At 40.1% G+C, this 18,812-nt stretch carries 14 protein-coding genes and 2 pseudogenes; 9 read left to right on the top strand and 7 right to left on the bottom strand.

Annotated elements, in window-relative coordinates:
• Window positions 1-46 precede the first annotated feature (46 nt).
• On the top strand, window positions 47-1,792 hold the full coding sequence (gene recD / locus F927_RS08945; RefSeq protein ID WP_017394650.1) for an exodeoxyribonuclease V subunit alpha: 1,746 nt from the start codon (window positions 47-49) through the stop codon (window positions 1,790-1,792).
• A 702-nt stretch (window positions 1,793-2,494) separates the two neighbouring features.
• Here recD and F927_RS08940 read toward each other — a convergent pair.
• Window positions 2,495-3,793 carry a serine hydrolase domain-containing protein gene (locus F927_RS08940; protein WP_005083794.1) on the bottom strand — a complete coding sequence of 433 codons (1,299 nt, stop codon included), beginning with the start codon at window positions 3,791-3,793 and terminating at the stop codon, window positions 2,495-2,497.
• A gap of 237 nt (window positions 3,794-4,030) precedes the next feature.
• Between F927_RS08940 and rpsO the strand changes: the two genes are divergently transcribed.
• The 3 genes from rpsO (at window position 4,031) to F927_RS08925 (ending at window position 7,949) form a co-directional block, all read left to right on the top strand.
• The gene (gene rpsO, locus F927_RS08935; RefSeq protein WP_004637724.1) at window positions 4,031-4,300 is read left to right on the top strand and encodes a 30S ribosomal protein S15; all 270 of its coding nucleotides are present in this window, start codon (window positions 4,031-4,033) and stop codon (window positions 4,298-4,300) included.
• 253 nt (window positions 4,301-4,553) lie between these two features.
• Window positions 4,554-6,641, top strand: coding sequence for a polyribonucleotide nucleotidyltransferase (gene pnp / locus F927_RS08930; protein WP_171055766.1), 2,088 nt, complete (start codon window positions 4,554-4,556; stop codon window positions 6,639-6,641).
• An 84-nt stretch (window positions 6,642-6,725) separates the two neighbouring features.
• Window positions 6,726-7,949, top strand: coding sequence for a magnesium transporter CorA family protein (locus F927_RS08925; protein WP_005083789.1), 1,224 nt, complete (start codon window positions 6,726-6,728; stop codon window positions 7,947-7,949).
• Window positions 7,950-7,978: 29 nt separating this feature from the next.
• Here the strand turns inward: F927_RS08925 and F927_RS08920 are convergent, their stop codons facing one another.
• Both F927_RS08920 and F927_RS16845 read right to left on the bottom strand, forming a co-directional pair.
• Complete coding sequence (locus tag F927_RS08920; RefSeq protein ID WP_004637727.1) at window positions 7,979-8,305, bottom strand: chaperone modulator CbpM; 327 nt, start codon at window positions 8,303-8,305, stop codon at window positions 7,979-7,981.
• Between the two features lie 11 nt (window positions 8,306-8,316).
• Window positions 8,317-8,616: pseudogene (locus F927_RS16845) on the bottom strand (DnaJ C-terminal domain-containing protein); the annotation flags it as partial.
• A 65-nt stretch (window positions 8,617-8,681) separates the two neighbouring features.
• Here F927_RS16845 and F927_RS08910 point away from each other — a divergent pair.
• Window positions 8,682-9,847, top strand: a protein-coding gene (locus F927_RS08910; RefSeq protein ID WP_100223926.1) for an IS3 family transposase whose coding sequence is annotated in 2 segments (ribosomal slippage) — window positions 8,682-8,940 and window positions 8,940-9,847 — 1,167 coding nt in all. Because the reading frame shifts where the segments join, the coding sequence is not laid out codon by codon here.
• Between the two features lie 40 nt (window positions 9,848-9,887).
• On the opposite strand, the pseudogene F927_RS08905 reads toward F927_RS08910, so the two are convergent.
• Window positions 9,888-10,556, bottom strand: a pseudogene (locus tag F927_RS08905) (DnaJ domain-containing protein); the annotation flags it as partial.
• 163 nt (window positions 10,557-10,719) lie between these two features.
• Between F927_RS08905 and F927_RS08900 the strand changes: the two are divergent.
• A complete protein-coding gene (locus F927_RS08900) occupies window positions 10,720-11,070 on the top strand; it encodes a hypothetical protein (protein WP_005083785.1) in 351 nt (116 codons plus the stop codon).
• Between the two features lie 110 nt (window positions 11,071-11,180).
• Here F927_RS08900 and hslO read toward each other — a convergent pair whose 3' ends face one another.
• The 3 genes from hslO to F927_RS08885 all read right to left on the bottom strand — a co-directional run bounded on the left by hslO (window position 11,181) and on the right by F927_RS08885 (window position 16,245).
• Window positions 11,181-12,053 (bottom strand): Hsp33 family molecular chaperone HslO, encoded by an 873-nt coding sequence (hslO, locus tag F927_RS08895; RefSeq protein WP_005083783.1) that lies wholly within the window; start codon window positions 12,051-12,053, stop codon window positions 11,181-11,183.
• 108 nt (window positions 12,054-12,161) lie between these two features.
• Window positions 12,162-13,979 (bottom strand): cation:proton antiporter domain-containing protein, encoded by a 1,818-nt coding sequence (locus tag F927_RS08890; RefSeq protein ID WP_005083781.1) that lies wholly within the window; start codon window positions 13,977-13,979, stop codon window positions 12,162-12,164.
• 40 nt (window positions 13,980-14,019) lie between these two features.
• Window positions 14,020-16,245: a primosomal protein N' gene (locus tag F927_RS08885; RefSeq protein WP_017394557.1), complete on the bottom strand. Its 2,226-nt coding sequence runs from the start codon at window positions 16,243-16,245 to the stop codon at window positions 14,020-14,022.
• Between the two features lie 148 nt (window positions 16,246-16,393).
• On the opposite strand from F927_RS08885, the gene gspF reads away from it, so the two are divergent.
• The 3 genes from gspF to F927_RS08870 all read left to right on the top strand — a co-directional run bounded on the left by gspF (window position 16,394) and on the right by F927_RS08870 (window position 18,737).
• Window positions 16,394-17,599 (top strand): type II secretion system inner membrane protein GspF, encoded by a 1,206-nt coding sequence (gene gspF / locus F927_RS08880; protein WP_005083777.1) that lies wholly within the window; start codon window positions 16,394-16,396, stop codon window positions 17,597-17,599.
• On the top strand, window positions 17,599-18,129 hold the full coding sequence (gene gspG / locus F927_RS08875) for a type II secretion system major pseudopilin GspG (RefSeq protein ID WP_005083774.1): 531 nt from the start codon (window positions 17,599-17,601) through the stop codon (window positions 18,127-18,129). The genes gspF and gspG overlap by 1 nt, the downstream gene beginning before the upstream one ends.
• Before the next feature lie 263 nt (window positions 18,130-18,392).
• The gene (locus F927_RS08870) at window positions 18,393-18,737 is read left to right on the top strand and encodes a hypothetical protein (protein WP_005083772.1); all 345 of its coding nucleotides are present in this window, start codon (window positions 18,393-18,395) and stop codon (window positions 18,735-18,737) included.
• The last annotated feature ends 75 nt before the right edge of the window (window positions 18,738-18,812 follow it).

Below are 18,812 nucleotides of genomic sequence, written 5' to 3'. Positions count from 1 at the left end.
TTATAACCTTGTGGACAAGCGTGTGGGTAAGTTTGAGGATAACTCTGTGGACAAGCTAATCAGTGATCAGTCAGAACAAATGACTTGGATAAATATGTGGAGTCGTTATCTCACACAAGCCCCATTTTCTCAATCTGCTCAAGCAGATAGCGCTGCACAAGTGTTACAACAACTGATTGAAGCCAGTTTAAATGGCGATAGTTGTATTCAAGTTGATTTAGTTCAACTGGAAGCCTTGGGTGATTTAGCAATTCCAAGCGAAAAAGCAGCCACTCAAGTTGCCCCATGTGTCTACGATCAGCAGGGCTTGGCATTATACCGATATTGGCAGTTAGAACAACGCCTCGCACAGCAGATTTGCCGATTAAAGCGACAAATGACACCAGTAATCGATATTTCTGAATATGAATCATTGCTTGAAGATGAGTTTCAACAAGCTGCTCTGAAAATGGTATTGCAACAATGGGTCAGTATCATCACGGGTGGACCAGGTACAGGTAAAACTTATACCTTGGCACGTATCATTGCGGCACTCAACCAAATGATTCCTGATATCCGAATTGCTATGGCTGCACCCACAGGAAAAGCTGCGCAGCGAATGCAAGAAGCACTACAAAATTCATTTAACGATCCAAAATTGATTGCATCGGGTTTAGTGACTGATGAATTGCGTAATCAAAGCACACAAACCTTGCATCGTTTATTGGGAATGGGGAATCGACAAATCCCTCACTTTAACGCGAAGCAGCCCTTACCTTATGATGTGATTGTGGTCGATGAAGCGTCGATGTTGGATTTAAGTCTTGCCACTGCATTGTTTGAAGCTGTGCCTGATTCTTGTCGAATCATATTGTTGGGGGATGCTAATCAGTTGGCGTCCGTCGATGTTGGGTCTGTTTTAGCTGACTTACAACAAGTCGAGGGTTTGGCAGAGAATCGTGTTCAATTGCAAAATAGTCGCCGCTTTTCAGATGAAGCAAAAATTGGTCAATTGGCGCGCTTTATTCAGTCACAACAAGCTTCATCTGAATCGGTCTTAACTCAGCTTGAGCATGAGATTGTAAAGCCTGCTCCTTTGCAAGAAATGAGCTTGAGTAAAGAAATGCCTGATGCGATTCAGTTGGAATATCTACCTGAGCAATTGGATATAGAGATTGAACAATATCAGCAGAAATTAATGTATGGATTCAATGATTATGCTGAAATATTAAAATCTTATTTACATGCAGATCAACCAGAACAATACATTCAAGACGTGATACGTGTGTTTGATGATTATCGAATTTTGGCGGCAGTGAAACACGGCGCATTAGGTATTGAACAACTCAATCGCTATGCTGAGCGATGGTTGAATCAACAGTTTAAACAAATCGCTGTTGCAGAATGGTATGTCGGTCGTCCTGTAATGATGACTTATAATGATTATCAGCTCGGGATCTCAAATGGTGATATCGGGATTTGTTTTAAACATCGGACTCAAGCACAGCAATTTGAAGTATTTTTCCCTAGTTTAAATAAATGGATTGCAGCGCATCGTTTGCCACGTAATATGCAAACAGCTTTTGCATTGACTATTCACAAGTCTCAAGGCTCTGAGTTTACACATACCGCAATTGTGTTAGATGCAAATGCGAAAAAACTGCTTAGTCAGGAACTGATTTATACAGCAGTTACACGTGCTAAAAAAGTGGTCACGTTGCTGGCAGATCGAAATGCGCTGTTACAAGCCCTTACAGTACGCACAGTTCGTCGCAGTGGTTTAGTACAAAAGATCAATTTTCAAGGATTGTAAACTTATTCTTCAAAATTCACATTTTTGTAAGAAAAAGCTTACAAGGATTCGAGATATTGTCGCTAGAGCAATTTGCTGGTTTTTGAGATTATGAACACACAAAGAACCTAGCATGGAAAGTTAGGTAAATCGCAAAAAGAATAATAATAATGTCGTGATGACAGCGGGCTTACAGTGAAGTAAGTGATAAAAGAGGAAATTTACAGCCGCTAAGCCTTGTAGTTTTGGGAGAGACTACAGGGCTTTTTTATTTTTATCATTTCTTGAAGCAATTATCTAACAAAATATCGTTCATCAAATTCCATAAAGAGAACCGATAATATTGTGTGCAGTTTTTTGCATAAAAAATATTTTTACGAGATTGCAATGCTTTAAAACAACAATTTAAGTGGCAAACCATTGTTAGACAGTTTTTTTTAATTATTAAGTTAATTGTTATACAGAATCGTACGTTTTTGCTTACACGCAGATAAGAAAAATGCTATTTTTCTCCACAATTGATTGTGACAGAATAGTCGGTATAAAGAGAAGAGATTTTTTAATTAAATAACAAAAACGATGTGTAAATTGCATGCAGAGGGTAAAAGGGCAAGCGAATACAAAAAAGATAAATCATAAAAAGAAATTAAAATAAGAATAATAAAAACTTCAGCGCAAAAGCCCGAGTGTAACTTGGGCTTTTTTGTATGCTTGAATTATTGATTACACCAAATCATTTTCCGTACGATCAGTTGCAAACAATGAACGACGTTGATCCTTTGGAATCTTTAGACAGTTGGTTGAGATTTGATAGAGCGTCTTGGCTAAGGCTGGTAAATGTGTTCCCACCACTGATTTTCCTGTCGTGAGTAATGACACGCTGATGTCACGCTCAGGATCAGCCCAACATAAAATGTTAGAGAAACCGATATGACCGAATGCTTGTCCCGTCATTGGGCCAAACAAGCCGATCGGGTTACTACCTAACATTGGTCCAAGCGCATAACGCATCGGCGCGAGTAAACTGCGATCAATGCTGATTCCTGATGTCGGTAGTGTCGAACGGAAAACGGTCTTGGCACTCATAATTTGCTTACCTTGATACTCTCCACCACTCAGTAACATTTCAAAAAAGCGTCCTGCTTGCTCTGCACTGGTGTAAATATTTCCAGCAGGGCAAATTGTATCCATGAAACGGCTATCATTGGTAATATCGACTGCCATCTGTAGTCCAGCGCCGAGTACGTGTTCCAAGTAACGATCAGTACCTAAACTCGGATGAATCCCTGTTGCATAGTTCATTGCAACATCAGCACGATATTCTGGTTTCAAACCATAGTTGAAATAGTCCAATCCCATCGGTTTTTCGATCTGTTCAGCTAAAAACTCACGCACAGTTTGCCCTGTCACACGATGAATGATTTCACCCAAAATATAACCAGCGGTAACCGCATGATAGGCAAGGTGAGTACCCGAAGGCGAAACGGGTTTAGCTGCACATAGGCGTTTTAAAATTTCTTCTTGATCAAACAATAGTTCTGGTGTGACTTCGCCTTCAACGCGAGGAATACCTCCGCGGTGGGAGAGTAAATGAAATAGTGTCGCGCGGCGTTTGCCATTCACTCCATATTCAGGAATATAGTAACTAATCGGGTCAAGTAAATTGAGATCACCACGCTCATTTAACATATGAATCAGCATGGCAGTGACCATTTTTGAAGCTGAAAATAGACAGATTGGGGTATCAGGTGTACCAATTTTAGCATCGGCAGCCAAACCATCAGGCGAATTTCCCTGTGCATGGCCTATGCTACGATTAATTAAGATTTCCCCTTTGCGACGTAAACACAACGTAATCAGTGGATAGTTGCCTGTTCTATATAAAGATTCGACACTGGTCCAAATTTTGTCAACTTGAGCATGACTCATTCCACCAAGTTCTGCTGAAACTTCATCCTTTGAGCGAATGACTTGGCTGAGATCATGAGGAATATAACAGGTGTTAGCGGATAAAAGTTTCACGATTCCCTCGCATTTTTTCGTTTTCTTTCGTATCTGTCATAAACTGAAAACAGATTCCGGCTAGTGTGCATCTTTTAATCTGAGTTGTCAGCTGCCGAATTGCCCGCCAAGTTAAAACATTTTTGCAATATAACGACAGATCACTTAAAATAGGCGACTTGCTGTAGTGATGCACGGCAGTCAGTTCTCGTAACTGATCAATATCGTTTATTTTATTAAGCATCTCGGAGAAATCGAATGGCTTTAACTAACGCAGATCGCGCAGAGATCATTGCTAAATTTGCTCGTGCTGAAAATGACACTGGTTCACCAGAAGTACAAGTTGCTTTATTGACTGCACAAATCAATGATTTGCAAGGTCACTTTAAAGAGCACAAACATGACCACCACAGCCGTCGTGGTTTGATTCGTATGGTTAACCAACGTCGTAAATTACTTGACTACTTAAATGGTAAAGATCACGGTCGTTATGTTGCTTTGATCGGCGCATTAGGTTTACGTCGTTAATTCGATTTGGCTTTGTTTTCGGTATTTCGCATGTTGCTATGCTTTATCGCTGAAAAGAGAGTTTCATCTAATTCACATTAGATGATTTTTAGAAGGGGCGCTTGTTCGCTCCTTCTTTGCGTTTAACTTTTTTAAATTTTGGTCTAGTGTGATGGCTTCTAAGCTTTGTCATTTATCTATAATCGTTGTAGTCTGAATGCCAAACCTTAGGGGTCTCACTAGAATTAAAACTAGGAAAATACAATACATGTCTATGTTTAATATCATTCGTAAAGAATTTCAATTTGGTCAACACCAAGTTGTTTTAGAAACGGGTCGCGTTGCACGTCAAGCAAATACAGTTTTAGTCACGATGGGTGGTGTAACTGTTTTAGTCGCAGTTGTTGCGCAACCTAAAGCAAAAGCGGGTCAAGATTTCTTCCCACTTACTGTTAACTATCAAGAAAAACAATATGCTGCTGGTCGTATCCCAGGTGGTTACGGCAAACGTGAAGGCCGTGCTTCTGAAGCTGAAACCTTAATCTCACGTCTAATTGACCGTCCAATTCGTCCGTTGTTCCCAGAAGGTTACTTCAACGAAATCCAAGTGACTGCAACTGTGGTTTCTTCAGACAAGACCATGGATGCTGACATCGCAGCGATGCTTGGTACTTCTGCAGCATTGTCTATTGCTGGCACACCTTTCCGTGGTCCAATCGGTGGTGCGCGTGTTGGTTTGATCAATGGCGAATATGTTTTAAACCCGAACTTTGAACAACTTGCACAGTCTGATCTTGACCTCGTAGTTGCAGGTACAGAGTCAGCAGTATTAATGGTTGAGTCTGAAGCGAAAGAACTTTCAGAAGACCAAATGTTGGGTGCTGTGCTTTTCGGTCATGACGAAATGCAAATTGCGATTCAAGCAATTAAAGAGTTTGCTGCCGCTGCAGGTGCAAAAGAGTCTGATTGGGTTGCCCCAGCTAAAAATGAAGCGTTGCTTGAGCAATTGAAAACTGCGTTCGAAGCGAAGATTTCTGAAGCATATACCATTGCAGTAAAACAAGATCGTTATGCGGCACTAGATGCGCTTTATGCAGAAGCTGTTGCTCAGTTCGTTCCTGAAAATGACGAAACGGGTATTGCTGACGAAGTAAACGAACTATTCGAAGACCTCAAATACCGTACTGTGCGTGACAATATCCTATCAGGTAAGCCACGTATTGATGGTCGTGATACTAAAACTGTTCGTGGTATCGACGTTCAAGTAGGTGTATTAGATCGTGCACACGGTTCTGCATTATTCACACGCGGTGAAACTCAGGCGTTGGTAACAACAACTTTGGGTAACACACGTGATGCATTGATGGTAGATACCCTTGCTGGTACTAAAACTGACAACTTCATGTTGCACTACAACTTCCCTGCATACTCTGTAGGTGAAACAGGTCGTGAATCAGGTCCTAAGCGTCGTGAAATCGGTCATGGTCGTTTAGCGCGCCGTGGCGTTCAAGCAGTTCTTCCTGCGGCTGACCGCTTCCCGTATGTGATTCGTATCGTATCTGACATTACTGAATCTAACGGTTCATCTTCAATGGCTTCTGTATGTGGTGCTTCATTATCACTGATGGATGCTGGTGTTCCACTAAAAGCACCAGTTGCGGGTATTGCGATGGGCTTAGTGAAAGAAGGCGAACGTTTCGCAGTTCTTTCTGACATCTTGGGTGATGAAGATCATTTAGGTGATATGGACTTTAAAGTCGCAGGTTCTGCAAACGGTATTACTGCGCTTCAAATGGACATCAAGATCGAAGGGATCACTGAAGAAATTATGGAAGTTGCATTAAACCAAGCATTTGCTGGTCGTATGCACATCCTGAATGAAATGAATAAAGTGATTTCGCGTGCGCGTGCAGAGATCAGCGCAAATGCGCCGACTTTCGAAGTGATTAATATTAATCCAGATAAGATTCGTGATGTGATTGGTAAAGGTGGTGCTACCATTCGTGCTATTACAGAAGAAACTAAAGCTGCGATTGATATCGAAGACAATGGTACAGTTCGCGTATTTGGTGAAACTAAAGCTGCTGCTCGTGCTGCGATTGCAAAAATCCAAGCACTGACTGCAGAAGTTGAACCAGGTAAGATTTACGATGGTAAAGTGATTCGTATCGTTGAATTTGGTGCGTTCGTTAATATCATGCCAGGTACTGATGGTTTACTTCACATTTCGCAAATTTCGAATGAGCGTATTGCAAATGTGACTGACGTATTGAAAGAAGGTCAGGAGTTGAAAGTACAGGTTGCTGATGTGGATAACCGTGGTCGTATCAAGTTAACGATGAAAGACATCGAACAAGCTTAATCACTGTTTGAAATACAAAAAGTCCGCTTCGTGCGGACTTTTTTATGGCATGATATTTTTAATTTCAACCTAAATATGAGCACTATGCAGCTTTATTATTTCTATCGCCACAATAGTGAAAATACAATTTTTATGAGCGTACAAGAACAACAACAGCATACGCTTGAATTTCTATGGGTGGATAGCTTAAGGCAAGATTTAGTGAATCACTCAGAGACTTGGCAAAACAATATTTACGAGCAGACAGGCATTGTCTTGAATGAATTTCATATGCGAGATTTGTTGAATATTGAGCATCCATGTGCTTTTGATACCGTCGAAGAATATGATTTATTAGTCTTTCGTAAGCTGATTAGTGCGGATGATCAGATTTATGAAAATGATCCTGTGCTAGATGTACATGAGAGTGTATTTGGTCTTGCAACAACCCCAATGAGTTTTATCTTGACGCCACGAATATTGGTGAGTGTTCGTGAACAAGGGAATATGGCAGTTGAAAACTATGTTCAACGGTTACAAATGGTCATGGAGCGGGCGATTTTAGAACAAAACAAGCCTCGTAAATTACCGAGTACTCCAGCTGATTTGTGTTTACGATTACTCAATAGCATGATTGATGGTTATCTGAATCTACGTACGCCGTTAACTCGTCGTGTTGAATATTGGCAGCAACAACTATTACAGGGAAATCGTCGTTTTAAACAGTGGCATCAGTTGTTTCATGAAGATATGGCGTTTCAGCAAATCGAAAACTTATGTGAGGAACAAATCGAAACTTTGCAGGAGTTTCGAGATGAGTTGGTTGATAACTATCATCATGTTGTGGGTGAACGAAAATACAAAACGCAAGATATTCTTTTGGTTCGCCTAAATGATTTGATGAGTCATATTGAGCGTGTGCAAAAGCATACGCTTCGGTTGCGAAATGCGATTCAATCAGCAATTGATTTGCATTTTTCTGCAACGGCAAATCAGACCAATGAAAATATGCGTATTTTGGCGATTATCACGGCTGTATTTGCACCATTAACCTTATTGACGGGGATTTATGGAATGAACTTTGAGTTTATTCCTGGATTAAAATCACCTGTTGGATTTTGGATTATGCTGGGCGTGATGCTGATGACCACCATATTGCTGTTGTACTATTTCTATCAACAGCATTTAGTTGGACGAGGCGAGCGTAGTGTGATTGATTTGCTGGCGCAGCAGCACAAGCAACGTAATATTAATTTATTGTGGTTCTTGGATTATGAACCTATTAAACAAACTCTCAAAGAAGTGGAGAAAATGACTAAGCTGAAATAGCTTATCTAAGCTCAGTCATTTTCTTTTGTTCAATGAAAATGTTTGAGCTGTTTACGCAATTGTTGTACTTCATCAATCAAATCCAGCATGACAGCAACTGCTGATAAGCTCGCATCGAAATCACGTTGTAAGCGATATGCTCGACGAGCACGGGCAACATCTTCACCGATGAATTGATAATTTTGCGGCTCAACTGTGATTTGCAAAATATCGTAATCAATCAATTTGAGTACCCATTCAGTACTTTGACCGCATGCTTCTGCGAAATGTTCAAGATCAAGTGCCAATTGTTCATCAACGATTTCAACTTGGCAATGACCGTCATATTGAATTTCTTTGTATTGAATAGTTGTCATGATCTTGCTCCTTATGAGGTACGAGCTTTGAATGAAGAGAACGCTTCAGCGAATTGTTGATAAGCTTGTTGTTCTTGTTCACTCTGTGCAGCTGGTAAAACAATATTAATGATCAAATAAAGGTTACCTGCGGTTTTGCTGGGAATTCCTTTGTCTTTTAGACGAAGTTGTTGACCATTTTTTGCATTTTTCGGTAAATTGACTTTGAGCTGACCCGCAGGGGTACTGACTTCGATGCTTTGACCTAAGCCCGCTTCCCAAGGTGCAACATCAATGGTTTGATAAACGTCAGCACCTTCGACGCGGATTCTGATGTGTGCTTAAAAAACAGGAGGGTTTAACTTGGTAAACTATACATACTCATTAGGAGTTTACCATGAGCAAGAAACAGAAGACTTACACCGCAGAATTTAAAGCTGAAGCCATAAAAGCCATTGAAGAGAACCAAGGTAATGTATCGGAATCCGCTAGACAACTTGGCATTTCAATGCAAACCCTTTCGAACTGGAATAACAAAGCAAAGGCTGGAACTTTAGCAGGCACAAAACAGTATTCGCCCGATCTAAACGCCTTACTCGAAGAAAATAAGAAGCTTAAACAACAGCTCAAAACAGCTGAAATGGAACGTGAATTTTTAAAAAAGGCAGCAGCGTACTTTGCCAAAGAAAGTCAGTGAGGTACGCCTATATGAAATCGCAAAGCCACTTATTTCCGATTATTTTAATGGCTCGATTACTTCGTGTATCCGTTTCTCGCTTTTATGATTGGCTAAAGCGAGGCATGAGTAAAAGATCAATTCAGCGAAATCAGCAGACAATTTTGGTCAAAATAGCCCATGAAGAAACCAAACAAAGCTATGGCTATGTTCGATTAACCAAGCATTTACAAGCGCAAAGTATCAAAATAAGTATGTATGCTGTGCGCCAAATAAAAAAATCAAATCAGTTGTATTGTAAGCGCCATAAGCGTTTCAAAAGAACCACGGACAGTGATCACAACCGTTCTATTTATGACAATTTACTCAAGCAACAGTTTTCAATGACGAAGCCTAATCTTGCGTGGTCGAGTGACATTACCTACATTTGGACGGCTGAGGGCTGGTTGTACTTGGCAGCTGTCAAAGATCTTTACACGAAACAGGTTGTTGGCTATAGCTTAAATGAGCGCATGACAGCCAAGCTTGTTTGTGATGCATTGAATATGGCTATTCGCAATCAGAAACCTGCTAAAGATCTCATTGTACATTCAGACAGAGGCAGCCAATATTGCAGTAATGAATATCGAAACTTACTTGAGAAATTTGATTTTCAGGGTTCAATGAGCAAAAAAGGCGACTGCTTCGATAATGCACCGATAGAGAGTTTCTGGGGCATACTCAAAAATGAACTAGTCCATCATCGCAACTACAAAACAAGGGAAGAAGCCAAAGCGGATATTACAAAATATATAGAGTTATTTTATAATCAGCGAAGAATTCAAAAAGGCTTGGATTTTAAGACACCAAATCAAATGGCAGAAGACTTTTATCGGTTAGCTGCCTAGAATCTCCCAAGTGAAAGTCTCCTGCTAATTCAGCACACATCATTCTGTCTGTATCTTTGTATTGAATCTCAATATATAAGTCGCCATTTTCACCGCCATTGATTCCACTTTGTCCTTGACCTGTGAGGCGAATTTGTTGACCTTCTTTCATTCCTTTAGGGATTTTGACTTCTAATGTCTTGCGCTGAATTTCAGGTTCACCATAAACATTATAGGTTGGAATCTGTAAGGTAATTTGCTGTGTAGAACCTTGATAAGCAATACTTATATCCACTTGAATTGAGGCGTGTTGATCTTCACCCCGATAACTGCGTTGCTGACGTTGTGAGCGTTGTTGACCGCCACCAAATCCAGCACCGAAGCGACCAAATAGATCTTCAAAACCGCTAAAGTCGGCACCATCGCCTGAGCTTTGACGATAAAATTGAGAGCCATCAAATCCACTTGAACCTTGGTTGAATCCACCTGTTCGTTGTCCAAAACCAGAAAAACCCTGTGGATGATCCAGCATCTGGTCATATTCAGCTTTTTTATCAGCATTGCTTAAGGTGTCATAGGCGACATTGATCGCTTGCATCTTCTCTTCGGCATCTGCTTCTTTGCTGATGTCGGGATGATATTTGCGTGCGAGTTTGCGATAGGCTTTTTTGATTTCATCTGCTGAGGCATCGCGGGTCACGCCTAGTTCTTCGTAGTAATTCTTTGTCATTGTTTATCGTCATAATCTATTACTTTTCATTCTATTATTTGACGATTAAGCAGGAAAAAACAGAGGGGATGTGTGTTGATATTGTTTCAGCAAGAACCTTTATACTTCACAGCATAAGGGTCATCCCAAACATTTTAAATGTAATTTAAAAGTAGGTTATCAAATGAATTCTCAAGAATTTGCAGAGAAAATAAACGAATATATTGTCGATGAAAATTTACTTCTTTATAAGAAATTATTTTTTAATACAAAAATAGAGGATGTAAAAGATCCATACTGGCTAAAGGCACAATCATTATTTGATTCTTTGCCTGAGGATAATAAAGAAGTTTTCTTTGAAATAATTCATCAAATTATGGTTGATACTATTTCAACTTTTTTGGGCGTGCTTGATGGTACTAGTGATTTAGGTGAAGCTGATGATGAGTTTAATCTAAAAAATGGGGATGAAGTGTTAGATGGTTGTTTACAAGACTATTTTCTTTGTTTGATCGAGCAGAACAGAAAAAAATAATTTTAAAATATTGTTGAATGGAAAAAGTATAAAATTTGAAAGATGGTTACCACATGATTATATTTGAATGGGTAACCAACTTTAAAAACATTAATTTAAGCTAATACTAATTAACTCAAATGCTCACCAAACAAGCCTAAAGCTTCTTCAGCGGTAAACTCATAACGTGTGTTACAGCATTGGCAATCCATTTGAATTGGGTTTTGGATTTCAAGGGATTCATGTACTGCCGCTACACCAATTTGAATCAAAGCATTGGCACAACGCTCTCTAGAACAGGTGCAACCAAACTTTAATTGCTCGGCCTCTGGTAAACGCACTTCTTCCTCATTATACAAACGATAAAGAATTTCATTGGCTGACAGGTCGGTTAACTCTTCAGGTTTTAAGGTCTCAGTGAGCATAGTTAAACGTGGCCATAAATCTTCGTCAACGAACTCTTGTTCCTCTTCATTACGAGGAAGTAGTTGAATCAATAAACCACCTGAACGTTGACTATTGGTAGCTAGCACAATATGAGTTGGGATTTGTGCTGATAAATCATAGTATTGTATTAAACAACCTGCCAAAGTTGGTTGATCAAGTGGAACAATACCTTGATAACGCTCGCCATGTTCAGGTTCAATATTAATGAACAGAACAGGATTGGTTAATGATGCAAGCACAGTGCGACTATCAGTACCTTCAGCGAAACGAGGATCTTCTTCATAATCAGCCAAAGCACGGACTTCACCTAAATGGTTACACTCAGCCATTGCCCATTTGAACGTACCAGTTGCTTGAATTTGTAAGCTAATACGCCCTTGGATCTTCAAGGTGCTTGCAAGTAAAGCTGTTGCACTTAACATTTCACCTAATAAGCTTTGTACCGCAGGCATATATTCACGTTTCGCCAAAATGGTTTGTAGTGCTTCTTCCAAATGAACTATTTCACCGCGAATAGGACTATCTTCAATAAAAAAGCGTTGGCGTAAATCAGACATTTTTTTCTCCAGCTCCTCAAATGAGGAAAACAAAGCGGTGCTTTGCCTTGAAAGCTTATACGATGGTGAACGGTTATCCATTCAATAATGGTGTCATTTTACGAAAACTCAAGTTGTTCCATGCGGTGAATTTGCATCACTTTGTTGGTTTTGTTCATTGCTCATTCGATCAGTATTTAAAGTTTTTGTATTTTCAAATAAATATTCCAACTCTGCGATTACACTCGGATAAGCTTCAATTGAGTCAAAATCATCACCAGTCGAATAGCGTAAATCAAATAATCGCTGATCATGGCTTTGAAATTGTTCGATTTGGGCTTTAGCTTCTTCACTTGAAAGACCTGTCTCTGTCAAAGCCAGTTGCGCCATGCTCAAGGATGAGGCATAGGTTTCACGCCAGATATGCTGAATCCCCATATCTTTTAATAAGTGCGCATGATGACGATCACGTGCCCGAACAAATAAGACTAAATAAGGATAGTTTAGACGGAGGTGACGCGCCAGATTCATGCTGTCTTCAACATCATCAATCGCAAGGATCAGCAATTTACAATATTCGATCCCTGCTGCTCGTAGGTTTTCGACCTGAGTGACATCTGCATCAAAAAAGCGATGTCCATATTGCTCAATAAAATCAGCATCGGGTTGATTGCTATCAATCACACTCAAGTGTAGACCTTGTGCATGTAAGGCACGCGCAACCACTTGACCAAAACGACCAAATCCAACAATCAAAATTGGATGTTGGGGAATATCTGGTGTCTGTGCTGCCATTTTCTTATGCAATATTGGTAGTCGTTTGTTATTCACCAACCAGAAAACTAGAGGCGTCAGAAGCATCGAGCCAAAGATCACCCATAGCGCAGATTCAAAAATCGGTTGAGCAAGAATTTGTTCTGCGACAGCAATATTCAACAGGATAAAACTCAACTCGCCACTCTGAGCAAGGGCAGTGGCAGAAAGAAGGCTGAGTTGTTTGTGGCGCTGGTGATAATAGCTGATCGCTGCGATGACCACAGTTTTGATCAATACTAAAGAAAAGATTGATCCCAAAATCAAAAGTGGTGTTTCGAATAGGGGCTGTAATGAAAGATTTAAGCCGATTGCAAGGAACAAGAGTCCTAGCGCTATATCTTTATATGGATGAACAATACGTTCAACTTCAGTGTTGAATTCAGTATCTGCGAGTAATAATCCTGCTAAAAATACGCCAATTAAAATATGAATATTTAAAATATCCATGATGACAATAATAGAGAGGATTGTTACAAGACCTAATACAGGAATAAGTTCAATACTATTGCGCTTGGCTAAATAGCGAAACGCAGGTCGTATCAGAAAACGACTGGCTAAGAACAGTCCTGAAACTGTTGCAATGATGGCTGCAAAATACGCGATACCATGTCGTGTTGTTGCTGTATCATCCCACACAGGAAACAAGACAATAAATAATATCGCTACAAATACTTGCATCTGTATAGCACTTAAAATGGATTGTCCAAGTGTGCTATTTGATTTTTGTTGGTGATGAAGCAATTGTTGAACCAAGGTTACAGCGGAAAGTGCAAGCGCTACACCAAGAACGATACTGCTGGCAAAATCATTAAAGAGGAAAAAACAAATACTGGTTAAAATAAAACTGATGGTCAGTAAACTTAAGTCGCTGTTTTTTAAAATAGTATAGCGTTGTATCCACAGCTGGATTGGGCGAAATGCTAAGCCGAGAAAGAACATCAGCAAGAGCATGCCTAATTCGGTAATTTGAGTAATAAATTGGGTATCTGTGATCAGTGCAAAGCCACTTGAGCCGAGTAAAAGCCCAGCAATTAGATAACCCAAAACAGTATTTGAGGTATATCGTTTTGTGAGTGGGACAATAATTAAAGCCGCAGTTAGTAAAAAAATGATGGATAGCAGTAAGGACATCTATTGCCTCAAACTTTTCTGTTTTGCATATGGAATTAGACTAACTAAACTCTTGTGGATCAACATCGATGGATAGCCTGAGTTGGTGCTGACGAGGTAAATGTACCACTTGTTGCCACCATTGACGCAAATAAAAATGCAGTTTGGCGCGATCGGCCGACAAAATCACCATGTGGGCACGATAACGTCCAGCTTTACGTTCCATCGGTGCGGGAATTGGCCCCCAAATATCAACTAAATCGCCAGCCATTGTTCTCAGTTGTTGCGCAATATCCGCCAAAAAGTTCTGGCTATATTCTCGATCTTTCGATTCAACACGTACCAATACTGTATAACGATACGGAGGGAGCATTGCAAGTTTACGCTCAGCCAGCATTTGTTTAGCAACCGTACGATAGTCATGTTCAATTAATGTGGTGAGCATAGGATGATCAGGGCGAAGACTTTGTAAATAGACATTCCCTTTATGTTCGCCTCGTCCAGCGCGTCCGGCCACTTGTACTATTAATTGTGCGGTACGTTCAGGGGCGCGGATATCCACGCTCAGTAAACCAGCGTCAATATCTAAAATAGCCACCAAAGTTACATGTGGGAAATGATGTCCTTTAGCAAGCATTTGTGTGCCCAATAAAATACTCGGTTTATTTTGTTGGATACGGTCATAAATTTTCTGCCAACTTCCGACACGGCTAGTACTGTCACGATCAACTCGAATCACTTCATTGTGAGGAAATAACTCTTGTAAATGCTCTTCAAGTTTTGCCGTTCCAGCGCCAATCGTTTTTAAACTTTGTTTTTGGCATGCTGGGCAATGATCGGGGAGGCGATTGATGGTGCCGCAATGATGACAATGTAAATAATGATAAGGCTGAGAATGAAGGGTGAAATGCGCATCACAATGGGGGCAATTGGCTTGCCAACCACAACTTTCACACATCAGAATCGGTGCATAACCCCGACGGTTGAGAAAGATCAACACTTGTTCTTTGCGTTCTAAGGTGAGTTTGATTTGCTCAATTAAATTTTGGCTGATACCATGTTTTTTCTTGGCAATTTTTAAATCAATCACATGCATTTTAGGCAGGACAGCGACGCCAGCACGTTGATTGAGTTCCAGTAGATGTAGTTTGCCTGACTCGACCAGATGATAGCTATCGATACTCGGTGTTGCAGATCCAAGAATCACAGGACAATGTTGTAAGTATCCTCTGTAGAGCGCTACATCACGGGTATGATAACGAAAGCCTTCTTGCTGTTTATAAGAAAGATCATGCTCTTCATCGAGGATAATCAGTCCGAGATGAGGAAGCGGCGTGTAGATCGCAGAACGAGTCCCGATCACAATCGAAGCTTTTCCTGTTTGTGCGTGTTGCCATGCTTGTAAGCGCTTCGAGTCATTTAAACCTGAATGTAATAAAGCAATATCACAATGAAAACGTGATTTAAAGCGAGCGACAGTTTGAGGGGTAAGGCCGATTTCTGGAACCAGTACCAACACCTGCTTACCCTGCTTTAATACTTCATGCATGACTTGCAGATAAACTTCAGTTTTGCCACTGCCTGTTAAGCCATCCAGTAAAAATGCTTGGTAATGATGCTGCTCTTTGAGGATTTGTTGAATCGCTCTTTTTTGATCCTCATTGGCTGTGAGTGGTACTTGCGCCAATTGTACAGGTGTGGGGCTAAAATCATGTGGTTCCAGACAACACTCAACCAACCCTTTCTTTTCTAAAGCTTTCAGTGTTGCAGTTTCAACACCACTGAGGTTCAAGACATTTTCAGTGGTGCCATGAGGATGTATTTTTAAGATTTGATACGCCTCATATTGTTTTGGAGAGCGTTTCAATAATGCATTCGGATCATCATTTGGCACGATTTTCCACAGATGAAATAAAATGTCTAATGCACGCCCTTGTCTGAGTAGTGTGGGGAGGGCACTTTGCATCACTTCGCCAATTGGGAATTGATAATACTGAGCAGACCATGTCATCAAAGTTAAAACGTGTTGATCTAATATTGCTTCTTTATCAAGTAATTCAGTAATTGCTTTCAGTTTAAATTGACCTGTGAAAACTTGATTAGGATCAATTTTTTCAACAATGATACCTACGAGATTTTGTCGTCCGAACGACACTGCAACACGCGCTCCAATCTGTGCTTGTTGATACTGTTCGGCACTGACCGTATAGTCAAACGTGTCATACACATATACGGGTAGGGCAACTCGAATACGGTACAAAATGGCGTTAGAATTTTCGCTAGGCATATTGGTTTCATTCACGTGTAAAATGGCATGACTGTATGTCATATAATTATGCTAAAGTGCTGAGCGTTATGTATAAATGAATATGAATGATTCCAGCATATGGATGCAACAGTAACGACAACTATTTTGGGACAATTAGAACAGAACCATGCCAGCTTATCAATTTACTGCTATTGATGCTTCTGGAAAGCAACATAAAGGTGTGCTTGAAGGAGATTCTGCACGTCAAATTCGTCAACAGTTACGAGATAAAGCATGGACGCCAATCGCGGTCGATGCCGTTGAGCAAAAAGACAAACAACAACATCGCTCATGGTTTAGAAAAGGTTTTAGTGCTTATGATCTGGCTTTGATGACACGGCAACTTTCTGTTTTAGTGGCGGCGGGTATTCCATTAGAAGAGGCATTGCGTGCGGTTAGCAAACAGAGTGAAAAATCACATGTCCAAAATCTATTGATCTCAGTGCGCTCAAAGGTGTTAGAAGGGCATTCGCTGGCACAAGGGATGCAGCAATCAGGTCGTTTTCCTGAGCTTTATATTGCCACGGTCGCCGCTGGTGAGCGATCAGGGCATTTGGATCTGATTTTAGATCAGCTTTCAGATTACACTGAAAATCGTTTTGCCATGCAAAAGAAAATTCAGGGTGCAATGATTTACCCGATTATCTTGATGCTGATGTCCTTTGCAATTGTTATGGGGCTGATGACCTATGTTGTCCCCGAAATTGTGAAAACATTTGAGCAAAGCAAAGAAGCCTTGCCTTGGATTACTGTTGCCCTGATGAAAGCCAGCGCCTTTATTAAGCAGGCATGGGTGGCGATGTTAATCATTGGGTTTGTTGCCGTGGTTCTATTTACCCGTTTCTTAAGAACGACAGCGGGTCATTATGCATTTGACCGATTAACGCTCAGATTGCCACTATTTGGTAAACTTTCACGTGGTATAAATGCAGCACGGTTTGCCAGTACTCTGTCTATTTTGACGCGTTCTGGTGTTCCTCTGGTTGAGGCTTTACGTATCGGCGCAGAGGTGAGTAATAACTGGGTAATTCGTGATGCAATTACTGTGGCGATGGAACGTGTCACCGAAGGGGGGAATCTAGCAACACAACTAGAGCGTTGCGGCTATTTCCCACCAATGATGGTACAAATGATTCGCAGTGGTGAAGCTTCTGGTGAGTTAGATCGAATGTTGGATCGGGCATCAACCATGCAAGATCGAGAGGTCACCACATTTATCTCCACCTTGTTGGCATTACTTGAACCTTTAATGTTGATTTTTATGGCAGCAATTGTGTTGGTGATTGTGATTGCGGTAATGTTGCCAATTATTAATATGAACAATATGATCTAATGAGTGACATGAAAGAGATGAATATGAATAATTCAATGAATAAGCACAATGTTGAACAAAGCTTGAATACTTGCACTCAAAGCATAGCGGCGCGGTCGAGCGTTGCTCGAATGAAGCGTGCCTCAGGATTTACGCTCATCGAAGTGATGGTTGTTATTGTAATTCTTGGTGTACTTGCTGCGTTGATCGTTCCGAATGTGATGGGGCGTGGTGAAAAAGCAAAAGTGGATACCACACAAATTACTTTAAAAGGCGTGGCTGGAGCATTAGATCAATATAAGTTGGACAATGGTCGATATCCATCAATGCAAGATGGTGGTTTAGATGCTTTAGTGAATCAGCCTGCATCTGCAAAAAATTGGTTGCCTGGTGGTTATGTGAAAGGTGGTTATCCAAAAGACAGTTGGGAAAATGATTTACAGTATGTCATTCCAGGCCGTGATGGACGCTCATTCGATTTATATTCATTTGGTGCAGATGGTAAAGAAGGCGGAGAAGGTAATGATGCTGATATTTATTATCAACCATAATTTTTAATTAAAAATATCACTTCACTCTTAATTTAGATGAATAAGGAGTGAAGTGATAATGTTTCTTAATAATAAAACCAATCATAAGTTTTTGAAATAAAAAGAATTGATAAAATATTATAGATTTGAGATTTATAATAAGAATTATTCCTATATTTAATGGTTACAAGAAAAAAGAAATAAGAGTCAAAATAGACTTTTTCTTTAGATCAAAGCTTTGCATAATAAATTTAGATCATTGAATTGACGTGTGGAGATAACAGATGAAAGCATTTTTTGTGTTGGATGAACTGAATCAGTTTCATTGGGCAATGCTGAAATCTGTATTGCTTATTTTAACTTTATTACCAATTAGTCAAGGTGCTTTGACTTTATGGCAAACAACTGAAGGCAGTAGCCAAATTATGATTGGCTTTTTTGCACTGAGTATGTTGAGTGCATGGTTTGTCTTATGTTTTTTAAGTGCTTTGAAAACTAGTGTTTGGCGTCATGCAGATTTGATTTCCAAATATGAGAAATTTTTATTTAAAACCTATCGCTATATTCCCATGTTATTTTTGTCTAGTTTAGTCGCGTATTTATCTTTGCAATTGTCGTTGGTACTTTAACTCTCATTCGAGCTTTTACATCGTCTATTTTTTCTGAGGCAAATACAAAAGCTATTCGTAATGATGTAAATATTT

The sequence above is a fragment of the Acinetobacter haemolyticus CIP 64.3 = MTCC 9819 genome (genome assembly GCF_000369065.1).
GTDB classification, from domain to species: Bacteria; Pseudomonadota; Gammaproteobacteria; order Pseudomonadales; family Moraxellaceae; genus Acinetobacter; species Acinetobacter haemolyticus.
This window is presented reverse-complemented; position numbering and strand designations above follow the sequence as displayed.